The sequence below is a fragment of the Micromonospora sp. WMMA1363 genome (genome assembly GCF_030345795.1).
In the GTDB taxonomy this organism is placed as follows: Bacteria; Actinomycetota; Actinomycetes; order Mycobacteriales; family Micromonosporaceae; genus Micromonospora.
This window is the reverse complement of record NZ_JAUALB010000001.1, coordinates 4,257,709-4,281,239: the sequence shown is the minus strand read 5'-3', so window position 1 is coordinate 4,281,239 and position 23,531 is coordinate 4,257,709. Positions and strand designations below refer to the sequence as shown.

Genomic DNA, 23,531 nt, shown 5'->3' with positions numbered 1-23,531 from the left:
GCCGGCGGGCAGCCGGGCGCACTCGGCGGAGGTGACCTCATCGTGTCGTCCGCTACGGTGGCGGTGGCGTCGGCGTCCCCCGAAGGTGGCCGACCTCACCACTCGTGCAGGAGGGCAGGCATGGCGAACTACGGACCACCGGACGACACGGCCGGCGAGCCGTGGCGGAACCGGCGCCCGGAGGAGGCGTACCGGCCGGTCGAACGCGGGTGGCGAGGCGATGAGGCCGGGTATCCGCCGGACCCGAACCCCGGGACCTACCCGGCGGGATACGTCAGCCCGCCGCGTTACGACAACCCCCACAGGCACGGGCCCCCGGACTACGGAACCCAGAGGCACGGCCCGGAGCCGCACCGCCCGGCTTACCAGCCCTGGGACACGACCGGAAACCCCGAGGGGACCGGCGGGTATCCGCCAGGCCCGGCCGGCTACGTCGGCGCCCCGGTCCCACCGTCCCCGCCGCCGCGCGGTCGGCGCCCGCTGATCGCGGCGCTCGCCACCGCCCTGCTGCTGGTGGTCGGCGGCGGTGTGACGCTCGTCTACCGGCTCGGCCAGGCCGATGCTCCACCGCCGGCGGCATCGCCGACGGCCGCTGCGGCCCAGGCGTCCACACCGGCCGATGAGGCGAGTCCGGTGCCGAGCGTCGCCGCGGCCCCCGAGTCCTCGGCCGACCCGCGGTTCGTCGAGGTCGGCGAGTGCGTTCGTAACGACGGGCCGGCCGGCGACAAACCCAAGCTGCTGATCAGCGAGTGCGCCCCAAGGACGTACGAGGTGCTGCGCCGCGTCGACGGCCCGACCACCGGCGAGAAGGACGCGGCGGCGAAGTGCGCCAAGGTCGACGGCTACACGAACTGGTACTTCTTCGACAGCGAGCTGGACACCCTCGACTTCGTACTCTGCCTGAAGCAGCGCTGAGCCACCGCACCCCTGGAAAGAGACCATGACGACCAACGGACCAGCAGGACCGCCGGACGACGTCGCCCGGCCGGGCGACGAGCCCACCATGCGCCAGCCCGGCCAGCCCGGCGACGAGCCCACCCTGCCGCACTGGGGTCGGCCGCAGCCGGATACCGATCCGACCACTCCGGAATGGGGCCGACCGCCGGCCAGCGCCGACCCGACCTTGCCGCAGTGGGGTACGCCACCGATCGGTGGCCAGCTACCAGGGGCGCCGTCGTGGGGCCAGCCGGCCCCACCGCCGGCAGCCGGCCCGGCACCTACCTCCGGCGCCGGATACCCACCACCAACCCCGGGCGCCGGATATCCGCCCGGTCCCTTCCCGCCGGCCGGCCCGCCACCCGCGGCCTTCCCGCCGGCCGGCCCGCCACCGGGGCCGGCGGCCGGCGGGCAGTGGGGAACGCCCACCGGGTACCCCATGCCGCCGACGCCGCCGAAGAACCGTGGCGGCCGGATCGCGCTGATCATCGGTTTGGTGGTGCTGCTCCTGCTCTGTCCGTGCCTCGGGTTGGCCGGCTGGGCCGTGTGGCAGGCGGCCGACAACGCCGATTCCCCGTCGGTGTCTTTGCCGGAGACCTCTGCGGAGCCGGTGCCGCCGAGGGGTGACCCGCTGCCGCCCGTGGAGCCCACCGCGGATGCGGACGACGACTTCGCCAAGGGCGACTGCGTGGTCAACGACGGCACCGACGACGAAGCCGAGCTGCGCAAGGTGCCCTGCGGTCCGGGCACGTACGAGGTGCTGCTGCGCATCCCTGCCACCGCCGACGGGGACCGCTGCGAGACCCTGGCCCCGCAGGCCACCGCCAACTACGTGCACGACAACTCGGTGAACCTGCTCGACTACGTGCTCTGCCTGAAAGAGCGTTGATCGCCGAAACTAGGGCTGTCTAGCTTCCACGCTAGACAGCCCTAGTTTCGTGTCGAGACCGACGCGGAAGGCCCGACACGCCGATAGTCCCATCTACGGATGTCTAGCCCGGCCGCTAGACGGCCCGATACTCTCCGATGCGTGGATCCGGTCCGCAACCCGTACGCCCCCGGCGCCGGCCAGCGCCCGCCCGAGTTGGCCGGGCGGGGACGCGAACTGGACGTCTTCGACGTCGTGCTGGAGCGGATCGCCCGGGGCCGACCCGAACGCAGCCTGATGCTCACCGGCCTGCGTGGGGTGGGCAAGACGGTGCTGCTCAACACGCTGCGCTCGCAGGCAATCAACCGGCTCTGGGGCAGCGGCAAGATCGAGGCCCGGCCCGACCAGTCGTTACGCCGCCCGGTCGCCGCCGCGCTGCACATGGCGGTACGCGAGCTGGCTCCCCGGCACCGCGCCCCGGACCGAATAGCCGCCTTCCTCGGGGTGCTCAAGGCGTTCGCGCAGCGCTCCACGCCCACCGGCCGCGGCGGTGCCCCGAAGCTCCGCGATCGCTGGCAGCCCGGCATCGACGTGCCCGCCGCCAGCGGGCGCGCCGACTCCGGGGACATCGAGATCGATCTGGTCGAGTTGCTCACCGACGCCGCCGCGGTCGCCGCCGACGTCGGCACCGGCATCGCGATCTTCATCGACGAGATGCAGGACCTCGGCCCCGAGGACGTCTCCGCGCTGTCCGCCGCCTGTCACGAGCTGTCCCAGCTCGGCGCGCCGCTGATCGTGGTCGGCGCCGGCCTGCCACATGTGCCGGCCGTGCTCAGCGCCGCCAAGTCGTACTCCGAACGGCTCTTCCGCTACCAGCGCATCGACCGGCTGGACCGGATCGCCGCCGACCAGGCACTGTGCGCGCCGGCCGAACGCGAGCAGGTCGAATACGAGCAGAAGGCGCTCGACCTGCTCTACGAGAAGTCCGGCGGGTACCCGTACTTCGTCCAGGCGTACGGGAAGGCGACCTGGGACCACGCCCCCCGGTCACCGATCACCGCCGCCGACGTCCGGGTGGCGGCACCCGAGGCGGAGGCGGAGCTGGCGGTTGGCTTCTTTGGCTCCCGCTTCGAGCGGGCCACCCCGGCCGAACGGGAGTACATGCGGGCGATGGCCACGCTGTCACTGGTCGAGCCCGAGACCGACGGTGGCCGCGACGACATGGACGCCGCCGTGCCGACTGCCGAGATCGCCCGCGCCCTGGGACGCAGGCCCGCCAGCCTCTCGCCAGCCCGCGACGCCCTGATCAAGAAGGGGCTCATCTACTCCGGTGAACGTGGCACAGTCGCCTTCACCGTCCCGCACTTCGGCCGTTACCTGCGGACCCAACCGGCCTGAGCCGGGTGCCGGACGTGCCGGCGTTGGGTCCGCTGCCGGACATGCCGGCGTTGGGTCCGCACACGATCCGTGTGATCGGCAGGTGCGATGGCTCGCGCGGTGCGACCATGAGAGGTGCCGAGCGGCTCGGGCGCGGGGTCAGACCTTGGACCAGGGGGACGGGAAGATCACCTCACCCTGCGGGGGCGTTCCCTCGCCGCCGGTGGCGGGGGGCAGCACCAGCGCCTGCCAGGGTTCCCCGAGGCCGGACCACGGGCTGGTGAGGCCCATTCGGTCGGCGCGGCCGAAGCCGAACCGTCGGTAGTACGCCGGGTCGCCGAGCACCACCACCAACCGCTCACCCAGCTCGGTGGCGGCGTCGAGGGCGGCCTGCACGACCGCCGTGCCGAGCCCGATCCGTTGCCGGTGCCGGGCAACAGCGACCGGGCCGAGGGCCAACGCGGGCACGTCGCCTTGGTCGGAGTGCACCCGTACCCGGGTGAGCAGGGCGTAGCCGACGACCTCGCCGCCATACTCGGCGACCATGGCCAGTGCCGGTAGCCAGGACTCGCTTCCCCGCAGCTCGTCGACGAGCCCTACCTCGGGCGGCGTGGCCACGTCCGGGCGGGCGAAGGCGGCGGCCAGCACGCGGCGGACCGCACCGGTGTCGGCCGGATCCTCCGGACGGAGCCGCAGTGTCGTCACGCGGGGGAGGTTACCCGCCGCCCGCGGTTCATCAGCGACGGTCGCTCGAATCGGCGTGGCGAGGAGTCAACGCTGACCGTTTCCGGATCGGCGGTTGCGGGGGTGCCCGTGGACGCAACGGGGTATGACTGACCCATGACGCCCGTACGCTCCCTCGCCCGTGCCATGCTGAGCGGCATTTTCGTGGTCAGTGGAGCCCAGTTCTTCGCTCACCCGGAACGCATGGCCGCCGCCGCCAAGCCGATGACCGACCGGGCGGCACCCATGTTGGCGAGAGTCCACCCCCGGTTCCCCACCGACACCGAGACGCTGATCCGGGCCAACGCGGCGGTGGCGGTCAGCGCCGGGCTGATGCTCGCCACCGGGAAGTTCACCCGCCTGACGGCGCTGGTGCTGGCGAGCACGCTGGTGCCGGTCACCCTCGCGGCGCATTCCTTCTGGACCGACGACGACCCGGCGACACGGCACGACAACCAGATCCACTTCGTCAAGAACCTCGGCCTGTTCGGCGGTCTCCTGCTCGTCGCCGCCGACACGGAGGGAAAGCCGGGCCTGCGGTGGCGCACCGGGCATCGGATCGACCACACTCGCCGTTCGATGCGGCGAGCTGTCCGTACCGCCCGCCGCGAAGCCCGAATCGCCGTACGATCAGCAGCGACGGCCCGTCGACACCCAGGCTGACCTGCGTCGATCCTCCCCTCCGTCGACGCCACCCACGCCAACAGCACAAAACTCGGCGAATAGCCCGGTAGGCACTTAACGCGGAATAAATGTCAAAAACTTGTGTGGGATCGGACACGGTCACATAACGCGGGAGGCAATGACGTGAGGGACCGTTCTAGGCTCCGTAGCGGACCTGGACGGGTTGGACGATCTTGGTACGGGGGTGGCCACGCCATGCCGACGGCCGTCGGTGGACGGGTGGACCGCCGCACCCCGGTCCGTCGCGTCACACGTGGGATCGATCGCAGGACAGTCGTACGGACCGGCATCGTGGTCGCCGTCACCTACGCCGCGTGGCTCGCCATCGGTGCGTTCGGTCGGCCGTACAGCTTCTTCGACATGAAGATCTACCACGGCGCGGTGGTGTGGTGGGCGAGCGGCCACGAGCTGTACGGGTTCATCGCGCCCGACACCACCCTCGGATTCACCTACCCGCCGTTCGCGGGACTGGTCATGCTCCCCATGGCGCACCTACCGGTCGAAATGGCCGGCCTGGTCAACGCCACGGCGAGCATCGCCGCGCTGGCCATCGTCCTGGCCGGGCTACTCCGCCCGTGCATCGACCGGCTCGGCTGGCCCCTCTGGTACACGGTGGCGATCGCGACGCCGCTCGCCGTCGCCCTCGAACCCGCCCGGGAGACCCTCGGCTACGGCCAGGTCAACCTGCTCCTGTTCGCGCTGATCATGGCCGACCTGATCGGTCTGCGGTGGCGTGCCCGCCGGGGCACCCACGTCGCGCCCGGCGACGGCCCACTGCTGCGGTTCGTCTACAGCGGCGCCTGGGCCGGCGTGGGCATCGGCCTCGCCACCGCCGTCAAGCTCACCCCCGCCCTCTTCATCATCTATCTGATGATCGGCCGGCAGTGGCGCGCGGCGACGACCGCGATCGCCACGGCGCTGGCCGTGACGGTGGGCTCGTTCACCGTGGTCGGCCCCGAGTCACGGGCCTACTTCGGCGGGGTGCTCTGGCAGACCGAACGGGTCGGCGCCGCCGACATGACACCCAACCAGTCGCTGGCCGGGCTGCTCGCCCGGCTGTACGACTCGATCGAGACGCCCGGGTTGCTCTGGTTCACGTTCGCGATCCTGATGCTCGCGCTCGGCCTGTCCCGCGCCGTCAACGCCCGCGCCGACGGCGACGAGCTGACCGCGTTCACCCTGGTGGGGCTCACCACCAACGTGATCAGCCCGATCTCGTGGACCCACCACCTCGTCTGGGTGATCCCCGCGATCATCGTCCTGGCCGACGCCGCGGTGCGCCGCCGGGACGCCAGCCGGAACCCCACCACCCGGGCCGGGCTGGGCGGCCTACCCGGGGTGAACGGCCTCCGTTCCCCGATCTGGTACCCGGCGTTGACCGGGCTCCGGCACGGCGGCGCCGCCGTGCTCCTCTACCTGCTCTTCCTGGTCTCGCCGATCTGGCCGTACGAGCACCAACTCCCCGAGGTGTCGCACTATCAGGACGGCCTCTTCGGCGCCCTGATGGAGAACTCGCTGGCCGTGGCGTTGATCGTGCTGGTCGCCGCCCTGCCGTGGCGCCCCGGAGCGGAGCCGGCCTTCTACGGTGACCGGACCGCCCGGCCGGGTGCGCTGGCCGCCCGTCGCTGACGGTCCTCCGTCCGGTGCCCGGCCCGCGCCGGCGGCAGACCGGCCGTCAGGGGCAGTTCACCCACTCCTCGGTACCGTCGGCGAACACCTGTCGTTTCCAGATCGGCAGCCGCGCCTTCACCTCGTCGACCAGCCGGGCACACGCGGCGAAGGCGGCGGCGCGGTGGGCGGTGCTGACCGCCGCCACCAGCGCCGCGTCGCCGATCGCCAGCGGCCCGATCCGGTGTGACACGGCCACCGCGTACACGTCGGGGTCGGCGGCGACCACGGCGGCGATCCCACGCAGTACCCGCTCGGCGCTCGGGTGCCCCTCGTACTCCAGGCTGGTCACCGCCCGGCCGTGGTCGTGGTCGCGGACCACGCCTTGAAACGACACGACCGCGCCCGCCCTCCGGTTGGCGACCGCCGCCTCGTGCGCGGCGAGATCGAGCGGGCGTTCGGTCACCTCCCCGAACACGACGACGGGCGCGGTCACCCGACCCGCTCCCCGGGCAACAGCGGCAACGGCACGACCGGAACCCGGTCTCCCGGCTCCCCCGATGTCCTCGGCCGGATCACCGCGAACCCGTCGGCACCGGCCAGCCCGCGCAGCATCGCCGATCCGACGTGCCCGACCGGGTAAGCGATGCCGGCGGCGCGGTCCAGCCGCACGAGCGCGAGGCGAGTGTGATCGCCCCGGCCGGGGATTGGCTCGGCAAGCGTCGCGTGCGGCAGCGCCGGCAGCGGCCGGCCGGCGAGGCCGGCCAGCAGCGGAGCAACCAGGGACACCAGGGCGACGATGGCGGACTGTGGGTTGCCCGGCAGCCCGGCGACGAACCGCGCCCGGCCGTCGGCACCGGTCAACCGGGCCAGCAGCATCGGAAAGCCGGGCCGCACGGCGACGGTGTTGACCACGTAGCCCGCGCCCAGGGCCGCCAGCGCCGGGTGCAGGTGGTCGACCGGGCCGTGCATCGTGCCACCCGTGGTGCAGACCAGGTCGGCACCGGCAAGCGCGCCACGCAGCGCGGCCACGTGCGCGGGGAGGGTGTCCGCCACCGGCCCCACCACGTCGGAGGGGCGCACCACGCAACCGTAGCGGCGCAGCCAGGCCGGCACCGCCGGTCCGAGCGCGTCGCGGACTCGACCGGCGCCCGGCGGGCCGGCCGTCAGCAGCTCGTCGCCGAAGACCAGCAGCGCCGCGCGCGGCTGCCGCCGCACCCGCAGGCTGTCGTGTCCGCAGGAGGCGGCCAGACCGATCACCGCCGGGTCCACGGAGATGCCGGCGGGCAGCAGTTCCTCCCCGGCGTCCGCCTCCTCGCCGGGTTCGCGCCACTCCGGCACCGACCGCAGGGTCCCGGCCACCAGACCGTTTGGGGTACGGCTGGACTCCTCGACCCGCAGCACACCGGCGGCGCCCTCCGGGACCATCGCCCCGGTGGCGATCTCTACCGTCGTCCCATCCTCGGTCAGCGGGGTTGGGGTACCACCGGCCAGGACCTGCCCGACCACCCGCCACGGGCCGGCACCACGCACCGCCCAGCCGTCCACGCTTGAGGTCGGGAACGCCGGCAGCGCCGTCCGGGTGGTCAACGGCTCGGCGAGGATGTGCCCGTCGGTCTCCGCCAGCGACCGGGTCACCTCGGGCAGCACGGCGGCCAGGCCCACCCCGTGTACCCGGGAGCGCGCCTCCTCCCAACCCGCTGGCGGGGGCGGGGCGACCCGGTCGGCGGCCGGCGCGGTCTCCGTGCTCACCGGATCAGCGTATCGGGGCGACTTCCCCGCCGCGGGGCCAGTGGCGGCGGCCCGCACCCGCGGGTGCCCGCCTCGGTCGCCTCAGTGGTCGCCACCCCGGATCTGATCGACGGCGTGGGCGAGGATCGGACCGAGCACGGCCAGTCCGTCACGGGCGCCACCGGTCGAGCCGGGCAGGTTGACCACCAGCGTCCGGCCGAGCACACCGGCAACCCCTCGGGACAGCACCGCAGTGGGCACCCGGTCCCGACTGTACGCGCGGATCGCCTCGGCGATACCCGGGATCTCGTGGTCGAGCAGCGCCCGGGTCAGCTCGGGCGTGCGATCCGAGGGGTTGATGCCGGTGCCACCGCTGGTCACGACGACGTCCACGCCCTCCGCCGCGGCGGCCCGCAGCGCCTCGCCGACCGGGTCGCCGTCCGGCACGACGATCACCGGCTCGTCCACCTCGCAGCCGAGGTCCCGCAGGCCGGCGGCGAGCAGCGGGCCGCTGGTGTCCGCGTACACCCCGGCGGAGGCCCGGTTGGAGGCCACGACCACCCGCGCCCGGATCACGGCCGGCCCCTGCTCCGCCTGCCCGCCGGGCTCCACGTGCCTCACGGCCGGTCCTGCGGGCGAAGCCACGGGCCGGTCTTGCCGCCCTCCTTGCGCAGCACCCGGACGGCGTCCACGGAGGCCGCCGGGTCCACCGCCTTCACCATGTCCACCAGGGCCAGGCCGGCGACGGCGACCGCGGTGAGCGCCTCCATCTCGACGCCGGTGCGATCGGCCGTTCGCGCCGTCGCGGTGATCTCGACGGTGTCGTCGGTGAGCGACAGGTCGACGGTGACGCCGTGCAGGGCGATCGGATGGCAGAGCGGGATCAGGTCCGGGGTGCGTTTCGCACCCATGACGCCGGCGAGCCGACCGACGGCGAGGGCATCGCCCTTCGGCAGCCCGTCGCGGCGCAGCAGGTCGACGACCTCGGCTGTGGTCCGGAGCCGGCCGGCGGCGACGGCCAGCCGACCGGTTACCGCCTTCGCGGAGACGTCGACCATGCGAGCCGCACCGGCCGCGTCGACGTGGGTGAGCTGCGCGGGATTCGTCACGTCGGGGAGCCTATCCGCTGTAGACGACCCGGCACCGGGCCCGCCGCCCGCAGCCGGGGGCGGCGGGCCCGGGGCCCAGCCGGTCGGCGACGCCTCTCCCGATCGGCCGACCCGGGAGCGGCATGGGCGAGACGGACCAGAGACGACGCCGGTCGGGACGTCCGGCGTCGTCCCCTCCTCGCCGACCACCGCCGAGGTCACTGGGACAGCCCGGCAGGCCATTGATTAGCCCGAAGAAAGGATGCGGTGGACGACGCCGAAGTTGGCCAGGACTTGGCCAGCCCTCAGTGATCGCCGTTCCTGTTCGACAGCCAGATCGCCGCATCAGGTACGAACGTGCTCCCGCCATGAGCCGGTCGGCGCCACCTCCGCGAACAGACCGTGCCACGTCGACTCGGCCACCCCGATTTCGACTCCTACGTCGAGAGCGTGTGGACGGTAACGGCCCGCGTGAAGCGAAGCGTGCAGCGCAAGTCGAGTAGCCGCTCCGCACCCCCGGAATACGGCAGGAGGGTCAGTCGCCGCGAATCTCTCGCGCGTACCGTGCTATCGGCCCTCGAGGTCCTCGACCGCGGGCACCGCCTCGCAGGCACGGCAGAGATTCGCGGCGTGTGTCCGCACGATGGAACAGCCGACGGGGTGGGTCGTTCGGCCCGAGTTCATCGACGATTTGTTCGATCGTCACGACCTGTCCCACCAGCGTCACCAACAGGGCGAGCACGGCCTGCGGCTTCGGGGTTCCAGGATCGGGGGACGTTATCGCTCAGACCTGCTTCAAGGCTGCTAAGCACTCGAATGTCCACGATCCCCCGATTCCCTACTCCGAGGGACGATTCTTGGTCGCACCGTAGGCCGTGCGGGCGAAGTCGGCCGATCTGCTGATGAGCGAGGGCAGCCACCCCCACACCTTGAGTGCGTGCGGGGATAATGCATCGCCCGCGCATACACCGCGACCAGCAGACCGAATGCAGGCCAGAAAGGGTTGCGCTCTCCGCACACGACCCATCCACAAACAGTTACGAACTCGCGTCGGATTCACCTATCCTGGGAATAATGACATTTATCCCTACTAAACGATCTCAACTCCGCATAAGGTTCCATTCCTAAGCGGCGGAGACATGGCCGGAGAAGCGATTTAGTACGAGGGAGAATGCCATGAACGGCAGCGACTGGGGCTGAGAAGGCCTGGGCTTTCCCGGCCGTCGGAGGGTACGGTGCCAGTGGCGCACCGCGGTGACCGGGAGTGACGTGACCGTGCCCAAGCAACCCGACATCGAGACCGATCGGCAGCTTCGTCTGCTCGTCGGTCTCATTGTCGTTGGAGCGGCGGTCGTCACCGTCGACGCGGTACGGGTCCTGTCGACGTCCGCCGTGCCACGGTCCGCATACGACGTCGCGACACTGATCATGCTCACCCTCATGGTCGCCGTCGCTCACCTGGTCAAGGTCCGGATCCGCATCCGGTCGACGAACCATCTGATCAACTGGACCGAGACCGCAATCGTCATCGGCGTGGCGGTCGCACCGACCGCATGGGTAGTAATCAGCACCGCGATCGCGATCGCGATCGCGTCGCTGCGGCTGCCAGCGATCAAGGCCGCATTCAACATCGGCAAGAACGTCCTCATCGCCTGGGGCACCGGATCTGTCCTGACGCTGCTCCCGTGGACCTGGTCCGGCATGGAGTCCCTCCACCTGGTGGGGCTACTCGCGGTGACGTACCTGGTCGCCGTGATCCTCGATGAGGTGCTCGCCATTCCGGTCATCGCGCTCGCCGCCGGCACCCGCATCCGGCGGCACTTCACCAACGGCCTCGACCTCCGGCTCGCGGGCTTCGGGGTCCGCTTCCTCGTCGCCGCGTCGACGCTCGTGATCCTCCAGGTGGACAGCCGCTTCCTGCTCGCCATTCCGCCGCTCGTCCTCAGTCTGCACCTCTCGTACTCCAACCGGATCCAGGCCCGCACCGAGCAGCAGGCCTGGCAGCGGCTCGCGCGCACCACCGACGCGCTCAACGTGGTCGACCTCGACCAGGTTCTCACCACCGCCGTCACCCAGGCCGCCGAACTCTTCTCTGCCGACGAGGTGGAAATCGAGCTGCGCGACGGCGGACGCATGGTCCGCGGCGGCGCCGGCACGATCACCTACGACGGGCCAGCCACCGACCCGACCTGGGTCGAAGGCACGGTGCTGACCACCCCGCTGGAGGGTCACGACCAAGCCGTCGATGTGGGCATGCTGCGCCTGCGGTTCCGCGGTCCAGTACGGCTCTCCGAGCGCGAGCAGTACACCCTGCGCACCTTCGCGTCCGCGCTCTGCACGGCGGTACGCAACGCGCAGGCGTACGCGGAACTGTCCCGGGTCGCCGACGAACACGCGTACGCGGCCACCCACGACGCCCTCACCGGGCTGGCGAACCGCCGGCACCTGCTCGACCAGGGCACCGAACAGCTCAGCACCCGGCATGCCGACGGCGTGACCGCCCTGGTCCTGATCGACCTGAATCACTTCAAGGAGGTCAACGACACGCTCGGGCACGCCGCCGGGGACCAGGTGCTGGTGCAGGTCGCCGACCGGCTGAGCCGGGCCGTGCAGCCCACCGACCTGGTGGCGAGGCTGGGCGGCGACGAGTTCGCCGTACTGCTACGGAGTCTGCCCGCCCCGGCGGTCGCCGCGCACCGGGCGGAGGCCCTGCTCAACACGTTGCACGAGCCGTTCGACCTGGACGGCATGCGAGTCAGCGTCGAGGCGAGCGGTGGCATCGCCGCCGCCCCGGCCACCGGCGGCATGGTCGAGCTGCTGCGCCGCGCGGACGTCGCGATGTACCAGGCGAAGCGGGCCGGCCAACGCATCTCGACGTACGCCCCGAACCGGGACACCGCCGACATCACCCGCCTCACCCTCGGCGGGGACCTCCCCCGGGCGGTGGCCGACCAGGAGTTCACCGTCAACTTCCAGCCGATCGTCGACCTCGGCACCGGCGCGGTGACCGGCGCGGAGGCGCTGGCCCGATGGCACCACCCCACCCACGGCATGATCGACCCACTGCGCTTCCTGGAGGCGGTGGAGCGGTCCGGGCTGCTGCCAGCGTTCGCCGAGACGATCCTCGACCAGGCGCTCGTCGCGGCGTCGACCTGGCGGGACGCCGGCTTTGTCGTCCCGGTGGCGGTCAACGTCTCACCCCGCAGTCTCCTCGACGCCCGGTTCCCTGGCTCGGTGCTCTCCCGGCTCCGCGCCCACGACCTGCCGCCGCACAGCCTGGTGCTGGAACTGACCGAAACACTCACCCTGAGTCAGCTCGACATCGTCGACCGGGTGCTCAGCCGGCTGCGGGACGAGGGTGTCCGGCTCGCGCTCGACGACTTCGGCACCGGCTACTCGTCCCTCTCCCTGCTCTCCCGCATACCGGTGCATACGCTGAAGATCGACCGAAGCTTCGTCACCGAGATGGAGAGCTCCGTCGAGGCCGCCGCCGTCATCCGGTCCACGCTGGACCTCGGGCGCAGTCTCGACCTCACCGTGATCGCCGAGGGGGTGGAGAACGAGCCGCACCGCCGCGCCCTGTGGGAGCTGGGTTGCACGGGCGGGCAGGGGCACCTCTTCGCCCGGCCGATGCCCGCCGGCGCGCTGTTGGCCGCGCTGCGACGCGGCTCTGGTGGCCACCCGGGCCTGCTCGCGGCACCGCTGCACGACGCCGGTGCGATCGTCCGTCTCCCCGCCGGGCGGCGGTCCGCCGCCCGCGGCCGGAACCAGCCGGCCTGACCGAACCCGGGCGGACCGTCCAGTCGCACCCCCGCCGGCCACCCTGACCGAACGGCGGCGACGTCGCCGCACAACCGGATCGGCCGGGCCGAGCGGACCGACCCGAGGTCTGCCAGACTGACCCGCGTGACCGCCGCCGCCTCGACCGTTCGCCACCGCGGCTGGCGGGCCCTCGACACCGCCGCCGGCGGCCTCGCCCTCGACCTGGCCCTCTACGCCGCCTCGGCGACGTTCGCCGCGCTCACCGCACTCACCTCCACCCTGCTCCCGCACCGGGCCTGGGGCGCCGTGGCCGCCGCGGGTTACCTGCTTGCCGCCCTCGCCGCGATCGGTCAGCTCCTGCTCCGGCGTCACCACCCCACCTCCCCGCTGGCCGGGCTGCCCGCCCGCTGGGCGGTCACCGTGTTCACCTGGACCACCACCGCCCTGCTCCCGGTGGTCGTGCAGAGCATCGAACGAGCCGGTGGACGCATCGACCGGGCACAGGAGGAGGTCATCGTCGTCGAGGAGTCCGGGCGAAGGCTGGTCGACATCGGCACCCCCTACCTCGGGCGGGACGCGATCGCCGCGTTACCCCCCGGTGAGCAGCTGCTCGGCTACACGCCGTACCAGCCAGGCATGGCGCTGTTCGGTCTGCCCCGCTCGGCCGTCGACGCGGCGTGGAGCGATGCCCGCGTGTGGTTCGCGCTCGCCACCGCCGCCGCGCTGGCCCTCACCCTACGTACCCTCCGTCGAGGCCACGCCCCCAGCGACCGGGACGGGCGGAGTGCGGCGGTGCTGCGCGCCGTCCAGGCCGCGACCGTGATACCGGTCTGCTCGCTCACCCTCGCCACCGGTGGCGACGACCTGCCCGTCCTCGCGCTCAGCCTGCTCGCCCTCGCCTTCGCCGCCACCGGACGGCCCGGTCGCGCCGGCATGGCGGTGGGCCTGGCCGGTGCGCTGAAACTCTTCGCCTGGCCCGTCGCCCTCGTTCTGATCATCTGGGGTATGACTCGGCGGTCCGGGTGGCGGGTGGCTGCCGGTGCGCTCGGTCTGCCGGTCGCCGCGCTCCTACCCGCGCTGCTCGTCGACCGCGACGCACTGGTGGAGAACCTGCTCCGCTTCCCACTCGGCCACGGCCTGGTGACCAGCCCCGCGCAGTCGCCGTTCCCCGGTCAGCTCGTCGCCTCCGCACTGCCGACCGGCCGCGCGATCGCCGCCGGGCTGCTACTCGCCGCCGGGCTGGCGATCGCTGTTCGGCTCGCCCACCGCCCGCCCCGCGGCGCCGCCGACGCCTCGCTTGTCTGCGGGTACGGACTGCTCGCCGCGATCCTGTTCATGCCCTCGCCCCGGTTTGGTTACCTGCTCTACCCGCTCGCCTTCCTGGTCTGGGCGCCCGCCCTCGTCCCGCCTCGGCACCCGGTCACACCGGGATCGGCGAACCACCAGGCGGAGACGGCCGGCACGGCGTACACCTGAAACATGACCTACCGAGACCGGGCCGAGGCGGGACGAATACTCGCCGACCGGCTCACCGCCCTCGCCGGCGAACCGGACGTCATCGTCCTCGGTCTGGTACGCGGTGGCGTGCCCGTGGCCGAGGTGATCGCCCAGCGGCTTGGCGCCCCGCTCGACGTCCTCGTCGTCCGCAAGCTCGGCATGCCCTGGGCCCGCGAGGTCGCCTTCGGTGCCCTCGGTCCCGGCGGGGTGCAGGTGCTCAACGACGTGGTCGCGAGCCGGCTCAGCCCGGCGGACATCGCCGAGGTCAACCATCGGGAACAGGCCGAACTGGAACGCCGTGAACGACTCTACCGAGCCGGCCGCCCCCCGCTGGACCTCGCCGGCCGCACCGCAGTGATCGTCGACGACGGGCTCGCCACCGGGGCAACCGCCCGCGCCGCCGTCCAGGTCGCGCGCCACCTCGGTGCCCGCCGGGTCGTCGTGGCCGTACCGGTCGGCTCACAGGAGGCGTACGAGATGCTCACCGCCGAGGCCGACCAGGTCCTCTGCCCACAGCATCACGCCGACTTCATGGCGGTCAGCGCCTACTTCGACGACTTCCACGAGGTCACCGACGACGAGGTCACCGAGGCGCTGACCGCGACGGCGTGAGTCGACCAGGTACCGTCGGGTGATGAGCCTGACCTGTCCCAAGTGTCACGGAGAGATGCGCCAGTACGAGCGCAGCGGCGTCGTCATCGACCAGTGCGGCGAGTGTCGGGGGATCTTCCTCGACCGCGGCGAACTGGAGAAGCTGTTCGAGGCGGAGGCCAACTGGAACCGCCAGCACGCCATGCCCACCCCGGCCCAGCCGGCCCAGCAGCAGGGCGGTTACCCACCGCCGCCCGCCCCGGCTCCCCACCAGCCCGGCTACGGCACGGTGCCGCCGCCGGCGCACGGCTACCCGCCGGCCCCCGCCTATGGCGGCCACGGGCAGCACTACGGCTACCACGGCCACTACCGGCGTAAGAAGCGCAAGAGCTTCCTCGACGAGATGTTCGGCTGACCGCTTCCGTACGGGTGCGAGGAAGGGAAGCGAGGTGTCCCGTCCTCACGCCCGTGCGAGGCGCTGGTCCCCAGTCCCCTGCTCGGCTGACGGGTGCAGGCCGCATCCGCTACACGATGGCCATATCCACGAAGCGCGAGAGGTGCAGCTGCGCGGCCACGGTGACCGTGTCGGTCGGCCCGTTTCTGTGCTTGGCAACAATGAAGTCCGCTTCGCCGGCTCGCGGAGACTCCTTGTCGTAGTAGTCGTCGCGGTGGAGAAGCAGGACGACGTCGGCGTCCTGCTCGATGGAGTTGTGGGCGGCGATGCCGTTGGCGATGAAGTTGTGGGTCCCCAGCACCGTGGCGTCGAACACGTCCTGCTCGCCGAACGACTCGATCGACACGACCTCGTCCCAGAAGATGTCGTTGGTGGCGTGCAGGTCCAGGTCGGCAGCGTCCAGAACAGCCGCGATCTTCCCGAGCCGCGAACGGCTCGGCGCGGGCTTCCACGATGTGCTGCCGCGGAACCGAGTGGCGGTCGCCTCGGCGAACTGCCGATGGTTCATTCCGTCTTCGGCAAGGATCTCCCGCACCCGGTCCCACACCTCGCGGGGCACCGGGTCGACCTTCGTGTCGTTCTCGACAGCCTCCAACGTGGTGAGCATCTCGACGCGGTCCCGCGCTCGTTCCCCGTGCACGCCGATCTCGCGGAGGAACCGGAGCTGGTCGTCCCGACCCTCGATGTCGAGGATGTACTGCGATCGGTGGTCTGCCGTCGGAACGCACCGGAGCCGGGCAGTGATGCCGTACCTGAGCAGCAGCCGGGAGATGTCCTCGAGCATCCTTCGGCTCGTCGAAGCGAAGTGGATCCGTCCACCGCGACCCGACTTGTCGGCGGCCACGACGCCGCCCGTCGCCCAGAGATGTCGCAGGAAGAGCGTGACCTGGTCCTTGGGCAGAGCGAAGATCGGCTGGGGTACGAATTTCTCGTGCGCGCAAAGCCCGAAGAGTCCCAGTGCGTCCAGCCACGCCGCGATTGTGGTGCGAGGTCCGCGGTCCGGCGGGTCAGGGGTCGGCAGCCGAAGGGTCGTGCCCCTGCCTGCCGCATTGCCATCACGCACCGCTGTGACGCCGAAGTGCCTGGCCGCCGACGTGACCGCTGCAACGTTCGACTCGTCGCGGCTGGCGTACCGGATCGGTTGGCATCTTACGAGCGAGCCGTTCCCGAGTAGGTGCGCCAAGAGCACGACCTCCGGCTCGGCCCACGACCGGACGGCGAGCGGTGGCGGCACGTGTCGAGGGGTGGCGAGCCGCGTACCCGGAAGAAGCTCGGCGAGCGGCACCCAGCCGGCAGCGGTGAGAAACGGGTGGTTCGATGTCGCGTCGACCTGTTTCCCTGACGCGAGGGTCATCCGGAACACCTCACGATGCCCGCTCGGGAACACGTGCGTCAGGGTCCGGGGGGTGTAGCGGAGGCTCTCGTCGAGCGCCCAGACGGGCACGTCCTTCGCGTCGGCCCTCAGCAGCTCACCGAGTGTCACCTCTGAATTGTCGTCGGCGCGGATCAACCGGGTGTCCGCCGTCAGGCAACCGGACTCCCGCAGATCGGACAACTGGGGTCGCTTGTCGGTGCGCTGCTCCGGCCCACGGTTCAGCTGGCTCACCGCGATGACCGGGCACTCGACCTCCTTGGCGAGAAGCTTGAGGCCACGCGACAGGTCGGCCACCTCCTGCTGCCGGCTCTCCGTCCGCTTCGGCGAGGTCATCAGCTGGAGGTAGTCGACCACGATGAGCTTCAGGTCGTGCTTCTGCCGGAGCCGACGCGCCTTGGCGCGGATCTCCATGAGGTTCATGCTCGGCGTGTCGTCGACGAAGAGCGGCGCCTCGCTGATCTCGCCCATGCACCGGGCAAGCTTCGTCCAGTCGTCGTCGGAGAGCTGACCGCTACGCAGGACGTGCAGCGGCACCCGGGCTTCGGCCGAGAGCAGCCGCATGACGATCTCGACCTTGCTCATTTCCAGCGAGAATATCGCCGCCGCCTGGTCTGCCCGGATCGCTGCGTTTCGGGCGAAGTCCATGCTCGCCGTGCTGTTGTGCGTAGGGATCATCGTCCGACCGGCCAGATAGAGATGATCGGGGTTGTCGACCGTCACACAGCGCACCGGCACGCTGGGGGCCGGCCGGACGTCCACGACGAACCGCGACGCCGTCTGTACGTCCGACGGGTCACGGTGGCAGGCCGCCTGTGCCACCCGCTTGCGCCTCGTGCGGAAGACCGGCTCCAGCGCGGCGAAGTTCAGGGTGTACGCCGTCGAACCTGCCGACGGGTGATCCGCGACGGGCGTTGCGGCCACGGTGCAGCCATAGCCGAGACCGACCAGCAGTTCGCGTACGTCTTCGGCGAGTCGACGGGAGGTCGTCGTGTACCGCAGCTGGCCCGCCGGGGTCACCGCGCCGTCGGTGTCCATCAGGCCGGCCAGCAGGGCCCGCCGCTGCGCTTCGGACGCGCGGAGGTAGTCCCGCGGAATGTGCTTGTCGTTCGTCACGCCGATCCGGCTGAGCAGCGTGAGCAACGAGCCGTTCACCGCGCCGCAACCCACGCACCGCTTGACCGCCAGGCTCTCCCGGAGCGCGCGGGTCGACCAGCCGCAGTCCACGCAGGTTCGGTCCGTCGAGGCCGCGACCTCGGGCTGGGCGACGGTGTAGACCATCCGGCCGTCGGCCTGGACGACGAAGCCGTCCCGCTCGACGTGCTCCCGCACCTCCAGGTCCGCGGTGCTGAAGCGGCTGGCGCCGGGGTGGCCGGCGCCGAGCCATACGCCGAGGGTGTACGGCGGGACCGCCAGGTCTCGTTCCGGCAGCTGGAGCGGGCGGCAGTTCGCCACCGCGTGGTTCAATCGTTGGTCCGCGATGCCGGCGCGCAGGGTGGCCGCGATCTCGGCGGTCGTCACGACGCCGTCGTGGCGCACCCGGGTCGGTGGGCCGCCCGGGCGCTCAGCCCGAGCGAGGAGACCGGACGGCAGCGTCCCGGCCGGGTAGCCGGGGGCGGTCGTGTTCCTGGTCTTTCCCGCCCGCGTCACCAGCCGGTTGGTCCGGTCGCTCACACCGACCTGTCGGGTGACCGGATGAGGAACGTTGCGGAAGTCGGGGTCGACCAGCGCCAGCGCCCGCGCCGCGGTGACCAGACGGGCCGACTCGGCGGTCACCGCGGCGTGCGCCGCGTGGACCAGCGACGACTCGGACCAGTACTGGCGGGGTCGCCGCTCAGGCTGTCGCCGACTCGCCCGGGTGGTGGTCTTCCACAGGTGCTCGGCGTCGGCGACGATCACCGAGCCGTCGGAGAACTCCACCTCGTAGCACGGCCGGCCGCGCCTGACGTCGAAGGCGGCTGTGACGGTTGTCGGGCGCCCGTCGGCGGCGAGCAGCCGGTCACCGACCTTGACCTCACCCATCGTGGTCCAGCCGTCCGGTGTCGGCAGCGGGGTGTCGAGGGCGAGCGCCTTTCCCAGACCAGGCCGGCCGGCCACGATGATGAGCTGCCCGGGGTGCAGGCCGTTGAGCAGGCGGTCGAGGTCGGTGAAGCCGGTGGGCACGCCGGTCATCACACCACCCTGGGCGCCCACCGCCTCGATCTCGTCGAGAGTCGGCTGAAGCATATCGGCGAGGACCGCGAAGTCCTCGCTGACCCGTCGCTCGGTGACGTCGTAGACGGCCTGCTGGGCGAGGTCGACGACGTCGTCCACGTCCCGGCTGCCGCCGGCGGCGGTGCCGTAGCCGAGCTGGACGATCCGGGTGCCGGCCTCGACCAGCCGACGGAGCACGGCACGCTCGCTGACGATGCGAGCGTAGTAGGCGGCGTTCGCCGCGGTGGGCACGCTCGCGATCAGGGTGTGCAGGTAAGGTGCGCCGCCGATGCGGACCAGATCGCCGGAGTCGGCCAGGGCCGCCGCCACGGTGATCGAGTCGGCCGGCTCGCCCCGACCGTAGATCTCCAGGATCGTGTCGAAGATGGTGGTGTGGATCGGCCGGTAGAAGTCGTTGCTCTTGAGGATCTCCACGACGTCGGCAATGGCGTCCTTGGAGAGCAGCATGCCGCCCAGTACGCACTGCTCGGCTGCGATGTCCTGTGGCGGCGCCTTCTCGAACTGGCCATCACGGGCCGGCGGGTATGGCGGCCCTCCGGAGCGCGGGTCCGCCCGCGTGTCGTCGGTAACCGACACGGTTCCCCCCTCCACGCCGTCGGATCCTCACCCAGCCCTACCGCCAGGTCTGAAAACTCGCCGACCTGCCGTGCGATCGGGGGGTCATCGTGCGGTGGGCCGGGTGGCCACCATACGGAACCCGAGGTCAACCACTCAACACACCCGGTGGACGAGTCTCGGGACAACCTGTGGACGCCGGGGCACAAGCATGTGCGCAGGGTGTGCACATGCTGTGGACAACTGTTGGGAATTCGCCGCCGATACGGCGGTGAGCTGGGACGATGCCGTCCCCACCCTGTGGAGGAGAGAATTCCGGCCAAACTCCGGCCGCCGGTGTCCCGTACTATCTCCAGCATCGGCTACACCTGGACAGCGGATTGCGCTATCGGTTGAGAAGGGTCACGCTCCGGCCGTGAGTTACCGGGACTGGGGACACGGAGAGGATGGTCCGCGCGGTCGACGGTCGGTCGCGCGTCGGGACGAGTCCGCCGAGCCGCCGGTCGCCCCGTATGCGTTCGGCACCGGCGACCACCGCACGTCGAGCCGCCGACGGGCGGTCGAGCGCGGGCAGCCGGAGCCGGTCGACACCTACCTGCCGCGCTGGGCGCTGGAGTCCGGCGTCCACCGCGCCGACGGGGGCGGGCGGCACGCCGCCCCGGACGACGACGACCGGTACGAGCCGGACGATCCCCGTTCGCCGGAGGATCGGCGGGCCACGGAGACGACCAGCAGTTGGCGCCACGCCACCGAGACGAGCTGGCGCGAGACTCCGGCGGTCGGCGCCGCCAGCGACTCGGACCACACCCGTGAGTGGACCTTCGACCACCCGCAGGAGCAGGGGTACGTGGGCAGCCGACGGGCGGAGGACGATCCGGTCTCCGACGCCGGTCCGCGGAGCCGCCCGAGGCGCGCGGCGTCCCGCCCGCCGCAGGTGGTCTGGTCGGGTTTGGAGGAGACGGAGACGTCTGCCGAGTCGGAGCCGACCCGGTCGGAGTGGCCCGGCCGGCGACGCCAGGCGGCCACCCCGTCGCCCGCCGTGGATCCGTGGGACCGGGACGCGGGCCGGGCCGCCGGGCGGGAGGAGTCCGCGCACCGTCCCGCGGTGGATCCGTGGGACGCGTCAGGCGTGCACGCGTGGCAGCCCGCAGACGAGGTCGGCCGGTGGGGACGCGCGAAGACCCCGGGCCGGTGGGATCAGGCGGACGACACCGGGCAGTGGCGGCAGCCGGACAGCACCGGGCAGTGGAACCGGAACGCCGAGCCGCAATGGAACCGAACGGACACGCCGCGCCCGGACAGCGGCACCAGGGAACAGTCGTGGTCGACGCGGGGCGACCGGGATGAGGCGTTCTGGTCGGGCACCCGGCTCGCCGGCGACGACCCCCGCTGGGTGGATCCGCCGCCGTCGGCTCCCCGCTCGCCGGTCGTCGCGTCCTCCGCTACTCGCCCGCGCACCGCGTCCCGGCGGGGGACCGACGATCCTCCGCCAATCGCTTCCGCCGCCACGGCGCCGGTGCGGCGCCGGATCGAGACGGTGGATTCGGGCCTCTGGTCGCGTCGTATCGAGGATGACCTACTCGATCCGAATCCGGGTGGGCCACTACGCCCGCTGCTCTACACGGCGGCGTGTTATCTCCTGCCGGCATTGGTGATCTTCGTATGGCTGTTGACGCTGGACGGCACGGCGCCCGCCGGATGTGTCACGGACATCAGCGGCGGGGGGTGCGACTCGCCACGGTCCCGAGCGCTCGGTTCACTCGTCGAGGCGATGCCGCGGTTCGGTCTGGCGCTGGCGAGCAGCCTCGTCGTGGCGTTGTTGCTCCGCCAGGTGGGAACAACCTGGCGAGCGGCCACCGTGGCGCTGGCGGCAGCGGTGGTCGGCGGCGGGCTGTCCACGGTGATGATCAGCGCGGTCACCGGCCAGCCAATCGGCTGAGCGGCGGTTCTGGCGACGGAAGCGGACAGGGCCCGCGCCGGCCGGCGCGGGCCCTGTCGTGGTGCAGATGGGTGTCAGCCCTGGACGACGTTGAGGTCGAACGCGGCGGTCACCTCGGGGTGCAGCTTGATCCGCACCGGGTGGGAGCCGATCGACTTGATGTGACCGGGCAGCTCCAGCCGGCGACGATCGAGCGTCGGGCCACCGGCGGCCTTGACGGCCTCAACGACCTCGGCCGGGGTGACCGAGCCGAAGAGCCGGCCGCCGTCGCCGGCGCGGGCCTTGAGGGTGACCTTCAGGCCCTCGAGCTGGCCCTTGACCTCGTTGGCGTGGCCGAGGTCACGGATCTCACGAGCCGACCGGGCCCGCCTGATGAGCGTGACCTGCTTCTCCGCGCCCTTGGTCCAAGCGATCGCGAAGCCCTGCGGCAGCAGGTAGTTACGGCCGTAGCCGTCCTTGACCTCCACGATGTCGCCCGGCGCTCCGACGCCGGACACCTCCTGAGTGAGGATGATCTTCATGTCCGCGCCTCCTCTCAGCGGGCCGTCGCGGTGTACGGCAGGAGCGCCATCTCACGGGCGTTCTTGACCGCACGAGCGATCTGCCGCTGCTGCTGCGAGGTCACACCGGTCACCCGCCGAGCGCGGATCTTGCCGCGGTCGGAGATGAACTTCCGCAGCAGTGCGGTGTCCTTGTAGTCGATGTACGTGATCCCGTCCTTGTCGAGCGGGTTCACCTTCTTCTTCGGCTTGCGAAGTGCCGCAGCCTTGGCCATTGCTCTTGCTCCTGGTTTGCGATCGCGGGCGCTCGGCGCCATCAGAACGGGGGCTCCTCGTCGAAGTTTCCGCCACCCGAACCACCGCGCGAGGGGGCCGGAGCGGCTGACGCCCAGGGGTCATCGAAGTTACCTCCGCCGCCCTGGCCGCCACCGCCACCGCCACCGAAGCCGCCGCCACCCGAGCGGGACATCTTCTGCACCTTCGCCGTGGCGTAGCGCAGCGACGGGCCGATCTCGTCGACCTCCAACTCGATGACGGTGCGCTTCTCACCCTCGCGGGTCTCGTAGGACCGCTGGCGCAGTCGGCCGGACACGATCACGCGGGTGCCGCGCTGCAGCGACTCCGCGACGTGCTCGGCGGCCTGCCGCCAGACGGTGCACGAGAGGAACAACGGCTCGCCGTCCTTCCACTCGCCGGACGCCTTGTCCATGAACCGGGGCGTCGAGGCGACCCGGAACTTGGCGACCGCCGCGCCGGAGGGGGTGAATCGCAACTCGGGGTCGTCGGTCAGGTTGCCGATGACCGTGATGGTGGTGTCTCCTGCCATGACCACATCTCCTCGCGCACTCATCGTCTCGCCGGACAGGCTCTCAAAACCGTCCGACAACACCGACGAGGCTGATCCGGGGTGCCGGGTACGGATGCGACTAGCGCATCTCCGGCCGGATGACCTTGGTGCGCAGCACCGACTCGTTGAGTCGCAGCTGACGGTCCAGCTCGGCCACCGCAGCAGGCGTCGCCTGCAGGTCGATGACGGCGTAGATACCCTCGGTCTTCTTGTTGATCTCGTACGCGAGGCGCCGGCGGCCCCACACGTCGGTCTTCTCCACCGAGCCACCCGCGGTCCGGATCACGTTCAGGTACGTGTCGAGCGACGGGGCGACGGTGCGCTCCTCGAGGCTGGAGTCGAGGATCACCATGATCTCGTAATGACGCAAGACGTGCTCACCTCCTGTGGGCTAAGCGGCCACGGTCCTTCCGTGGCAGGAGGTCGTGCGTCGTGGCCCGGCCCGGACCGGGGGGACCCGGGCCGGACGCGGACAACCGAGCCAGGATACCCGGTCCGGACGATCATGCCCGGGGTGGTGGAACGGCCCGCCGAACGCACGCCGACGGGGGGCCGACCTCGACGTCGATGTCGATGGCCGGCCCCCCGTGACGGAGGCCGCGGGGCGTCCCGTCAACATTCCTTGGGTGGGACCTGGGGAGGAACGACCACACCGATGAGGTTGGACCGGAGACGCCCCGCGGAGCTTCATCATGTTGTTACCCGACGTTATACCGAGTCTCGCGCCTTGTGTGGAAAAATCGCCAAATCTCAGACAATCTTCTTTTGGGCTGGTCGGGTATTGG

General features: G+C 71.4%; 19 protein-coding genes and 1 pseudogene. 10 read left to right on the top strand and 10 right to left on the bottom strand.

Features of this window, described 5'->3' with window-relative positions; all coding sequences use genetic code 11:
- Positions 1–627: 627 nt before the first annotated feature.
- The 3 genes and pseudogenes from QTQ03_RS30725 to QTQ03_RS19910 all read left to right on the top strand — a co-directional run.
- Positions 628–915, top strand: a pseudogene (locus QTQ03_RS30725) (LppU/SCO3897 family protein); the annotation flags it as partial.
- A gap of 502 nt (positions 916–1,417) precedes the next feature.
- Complete coding sequence (locus QTQ03_RS30375) at positions 1,418–1,825, top strand: LppU/SCO3897 family protein (RefSeq protein WP_353890640.1); 408 nt, start codon at positions 1,418–1,420, stop codon at positions 1,823–1,825.
- Between the two features lie 141 nt (positions 1,826–1,966).
- Positions 1,967–3,202, top strand: a complete 1,236-nt coding sequence (locus QTQ03_RS19910; protein ID WP_289279362.1) for an ATP-binding protein — start codon at positions 1,967–1,969, stop codon at positions 3,200–3,202.
- 138 nt (positions 3,203–3,340) lie between these two features.
- On the opposite strand, the gene QTQ03_RS19905 is transcribed toward QTQ03_RS19910, so the two are convergent.
- Positions 3,341–3,886: a GNAT family N-acetyltransferase gene (locus tag QTQ03_RS19905; protein ID WP_289279361.1), complete on the bottom strand. Its 546-nt coding sequence runs from the start codon at positions 3,884–3,886 to the stop codon at positions 3,341–3,343.
- Between the two features lie 135 nt (positions 3,887–4,021).
- On the opposite strand from QTQ03_RS19905, the gene QTQ03_RS19900 reads away from it, so the two are divergent.
- Together QTQ03_RS19900 and QTQ03_RS19895 are read left to right on the top strand one after the other, a co-directional pair.
- Complete coding sequence (locus QTQ03_RS19900) at positions 4,022–4,567, top strand: DoxX family protein (RefSeq protein ID WP_289279360.1); 546 nt, start codon at positions 4,022–4,024, stop codon at positions 4,565–4,567.
- A 216-nt stretch (positions 4,568–4,783) separates the two neighbouring features.
- Positions 4,784–6,217, top strand: coding sequence for a glycosyltransferase 87 family protein (locus tag QTQ03_RS19895; RefSeq protein ID WP_289279359.1), 1,434 nt, complete (start codon positions 4,784–4,786; stop codon positions 6,215–6,217).
- A gap of 46 nt (positions 6,218–6,263) precedes the next feature.
- Here QTQ03_RS19895 and QTQ03_RS19890 read toward each other — a convergent pair whose 3' ends face one another.
- The 4 genes from QTQ03_RS19890 to moaC form a co-directional block, all read right to left on the bottom strand.
- The gene (locus QTQ03_RS19890) at positions 6,264–6,692 is read right to left on the bottom strand and encodes a molybdenum cofactor biosynthesis protein MoaE (RefSeq protein ID WP_289279358.1); all 429 of its coding nucleotides are present in this window, start codon (positions 6,690–6,692) and stop codon (positions 6,264–6,266) included.
- Positions 6,689–7,948, bottom strand: coding sequence for a molybdopterin molybdotransferase MoeA (locus QTQ03_RS19885; protein ID WP_289279357.1), 1,260 nt, complete (start codon positions 7,946–7,948; stop codon positions 6,689–6,691). Before QTQ03_RS19885 ends, QTQ03_RS19890 begins: the two co-directional genes overlap by 4 nt.
- Positions 7,949–8,029: 81 nt before the next feature.
- Complete coding sequence (locus QTQ03_RS19880; RefSeq protein WP_289280908.1) at positions 8,030–8,503, bottom strand: MogA/MoaB family molybdenum cofactor biosynthesis protein; 474 nt, start codon at positions 8,501–8,503, stop codon at positions 8,030–8,032.
- 41 nt (positions 8,504–8,544) lie between these two features.
- Positions 8,545–9,036 carry a cyclic pyranopterin monophosphate synthase MoaC gene (moaC, locus tag QTQ03_RS19875; RefSeq protein WP_289279356.1) on the bottom strand — a complete coding sequence of 164 codons (492 nt, stop codon included), beginning with the start codon at positions 9,034–9,036 and terminating at the stop codon, positions 8,545–8,547.
- Positions 9,037–10,290: 1,254 nt separating this feature from the next.
- Between moaC and QTQ03_RS19870 the strand changes: the two genes are divergently transcribed.
- The 4 genes from QTQ03_RS19870 to QTQ03_RS19855 all read left to right on the top strand — a co-directional run bounded on the left by QTQ03_RS19870 (position 10,291) and on the right by QTQ03_RS19855 (position 15,280).
- Positions 10,291–12,795, top strand: coding sequence for a putative bifunctional diguanylate cyclase/phosphodiesterase (locus QTQ03_RS19870; protein WP_502889877.1), 2,505 nt, complete (start codon positions 10,291–10,293; stop codon positions 12,793–12,795).
- 126 nt (positions 12,796–12,921) lie between these two features.
- Positions 12,922–14,253: a glycosyltransferase family 87 protein gene (locus QTQ03_RS19865; protein WP_289279354.1), complete on the top strand. Its 1,332-nt coding sequence runs from the start codon at positions 12,922–12,924 to the stop codon at positions 14,251–14,253.
- Between the two features lie 3 nt (positions 14,254–14,256).
- Entirely contained in the window at positions 14,257–14,886 is a 630-nt protein-coding gene (locus QTQ03_RS19860) for a phosphoribosyltransferase (protein ID WP_289279353.1), read from the top strand.
- A gap of 19 nt (positions 14,887–14,905) precedes the next feature.
- On the top strand, positions 14,906–15,280 hold the full coding sequence (locus QTQ03_RS19855) for a TFIIB-type zinc ribbon-containing protein (protein ID WP_289279352.1): 375 nt from the start codon (positions 14,906–14,908) through the stop codon (positions 15,278–15,280).
- 109 nt (positions 15,281–15,389) lie between these two features.
- Here QTQ03_RS19855 and QTQ03_RS19850 read toward each other — a convergent pair whose 3' ends face one another.
- A complete protein-coding gene (locus QTQ03_RS19850) occupies positions 15,390–19,481 on the bottom strand; it encodes a replicative DNA helicase (protein WP_353890639.1) in 4,092 nt (1,363 codons plus the stop codon).
- 394 nt (positions 19,482–19,875) lie between these two features.
- Here QTQ03_RS19850 and QTQ03_RS19845 point away from each other — a divergent pair, with 394 nt between their 5' ends.
- Complete coding sequence (locus tag QTQ03_RS19845) at positions 19,876–21,399, top strand: chromosomal replication initiator protein DnaA (RefSeq protein WP_289279350.1); 1,524 nt, start codon at positions 19,876–19,878, stop codon at positions 21,397–21,399.
- 74 nt (positions 21,400–21,473) lie between these two features.
- On the opposite strand, the gene rplI is transcribed toward QTQ03_RS19845, so the two are convergent.
- The 4 genes from rplI to rpsF form a co-directional block, all read right to left on the bottom strand.
- Positions 21,474–21,920 carry a 50S ribosomal protein L9 gene (gene rplI / locus QTQ03_RS19840; protein ID WP_289279349.1) on the bottom strand — a complete coding sequence of 149 codons (447 nt, stop codon included), beginning with the start codon at positions 21,918–21,920 and terminating at the stop codon, positions 21,474–21,476.
- A gap of 14 nt (positions 21,921–21,934) precedes the next feature.
- A complete protein-coding gene (gene rpsR, locus QTQ03_RS19835) occupies positions 21,935–22,174 on the bottom strand; it encodes a 30S ribosomal protein S18 (protein ID WP_007073789.1) in 240 nt (79 codons plus the stop codon).
- A 41-nt stretch (positions 22,175–22,215) separates the two neighbouring features.
- Positions 22,216–22,725: a single-stranded DNA-binding protein gene (locus tag QTQ03_RS19830; protein ID WP_289279348.1), complete on the bottom strand. Its 510-nt coding sequence runs from the start codon at positions 22,723–22,725 to the stop codon at positions 22,216–22,218.
- Positions 22,726–22,825: 100 nt separating this feature from the next.
- Positions 22,826–23,116, bottom strand: coding sequence for a 30S ribosomal protein S6 (rpsF, locus tag QTQ03_RS19825; protein WP_091453967.1), 291 nt, complete (start codon positions 23,114–23,116; stop codon positions 22,826–22,828).
- Positions 23,117–23,531: the final 415 nt, after the last annotated feature.

Excerpts from the sequence above, each read along its gene's own strand:
- QTQ03_RS19900 (WP_289279360.1), top strand. The coding sequence starts at position 4,022 with ATGACGCCCGTACGCTCCCTCGCCCGTGCCATGCTGAGCGGCATTTTC.
- QTQ03_RS19895 (WP_289279359.1), top strand. The coding sequence starts at position 4,784 with ATGCCGACGGCCGTCGGTGGACGGGTGGACCGCCGCACCCCGGTCCGT.
- QTQ03_RS19860 (WP_289279353.1), top strand. The coding sequence starts at position 14,257 with ATGACCTACCGAGACCGGGCCGAGGCGGGACGAATACTCGCCGACCGG.
- rplI (WP_289279349.1), bottom strand. The coding sequence starts at position 21,920 with ATGAAGATCATCCTCACTCAGGAGGTGTCCGGCGTCGGAGCGCCGGGC.
- rpsR (WP_007073789.1), bottom strand. The coding sequence starts at position 22,174 with ATGGCCAAGGCTGCGGCACTTCGCAAGCCGAAGAAGAAGGTGAACCCG.
- QTQ03_RS19830 (WP_289279348.1), bottom strand. The coding sequence starts at position 22,725 with ATGGCAGGAGACACCACCATCACGGTCATCGGCAACCTGACCGACGAC.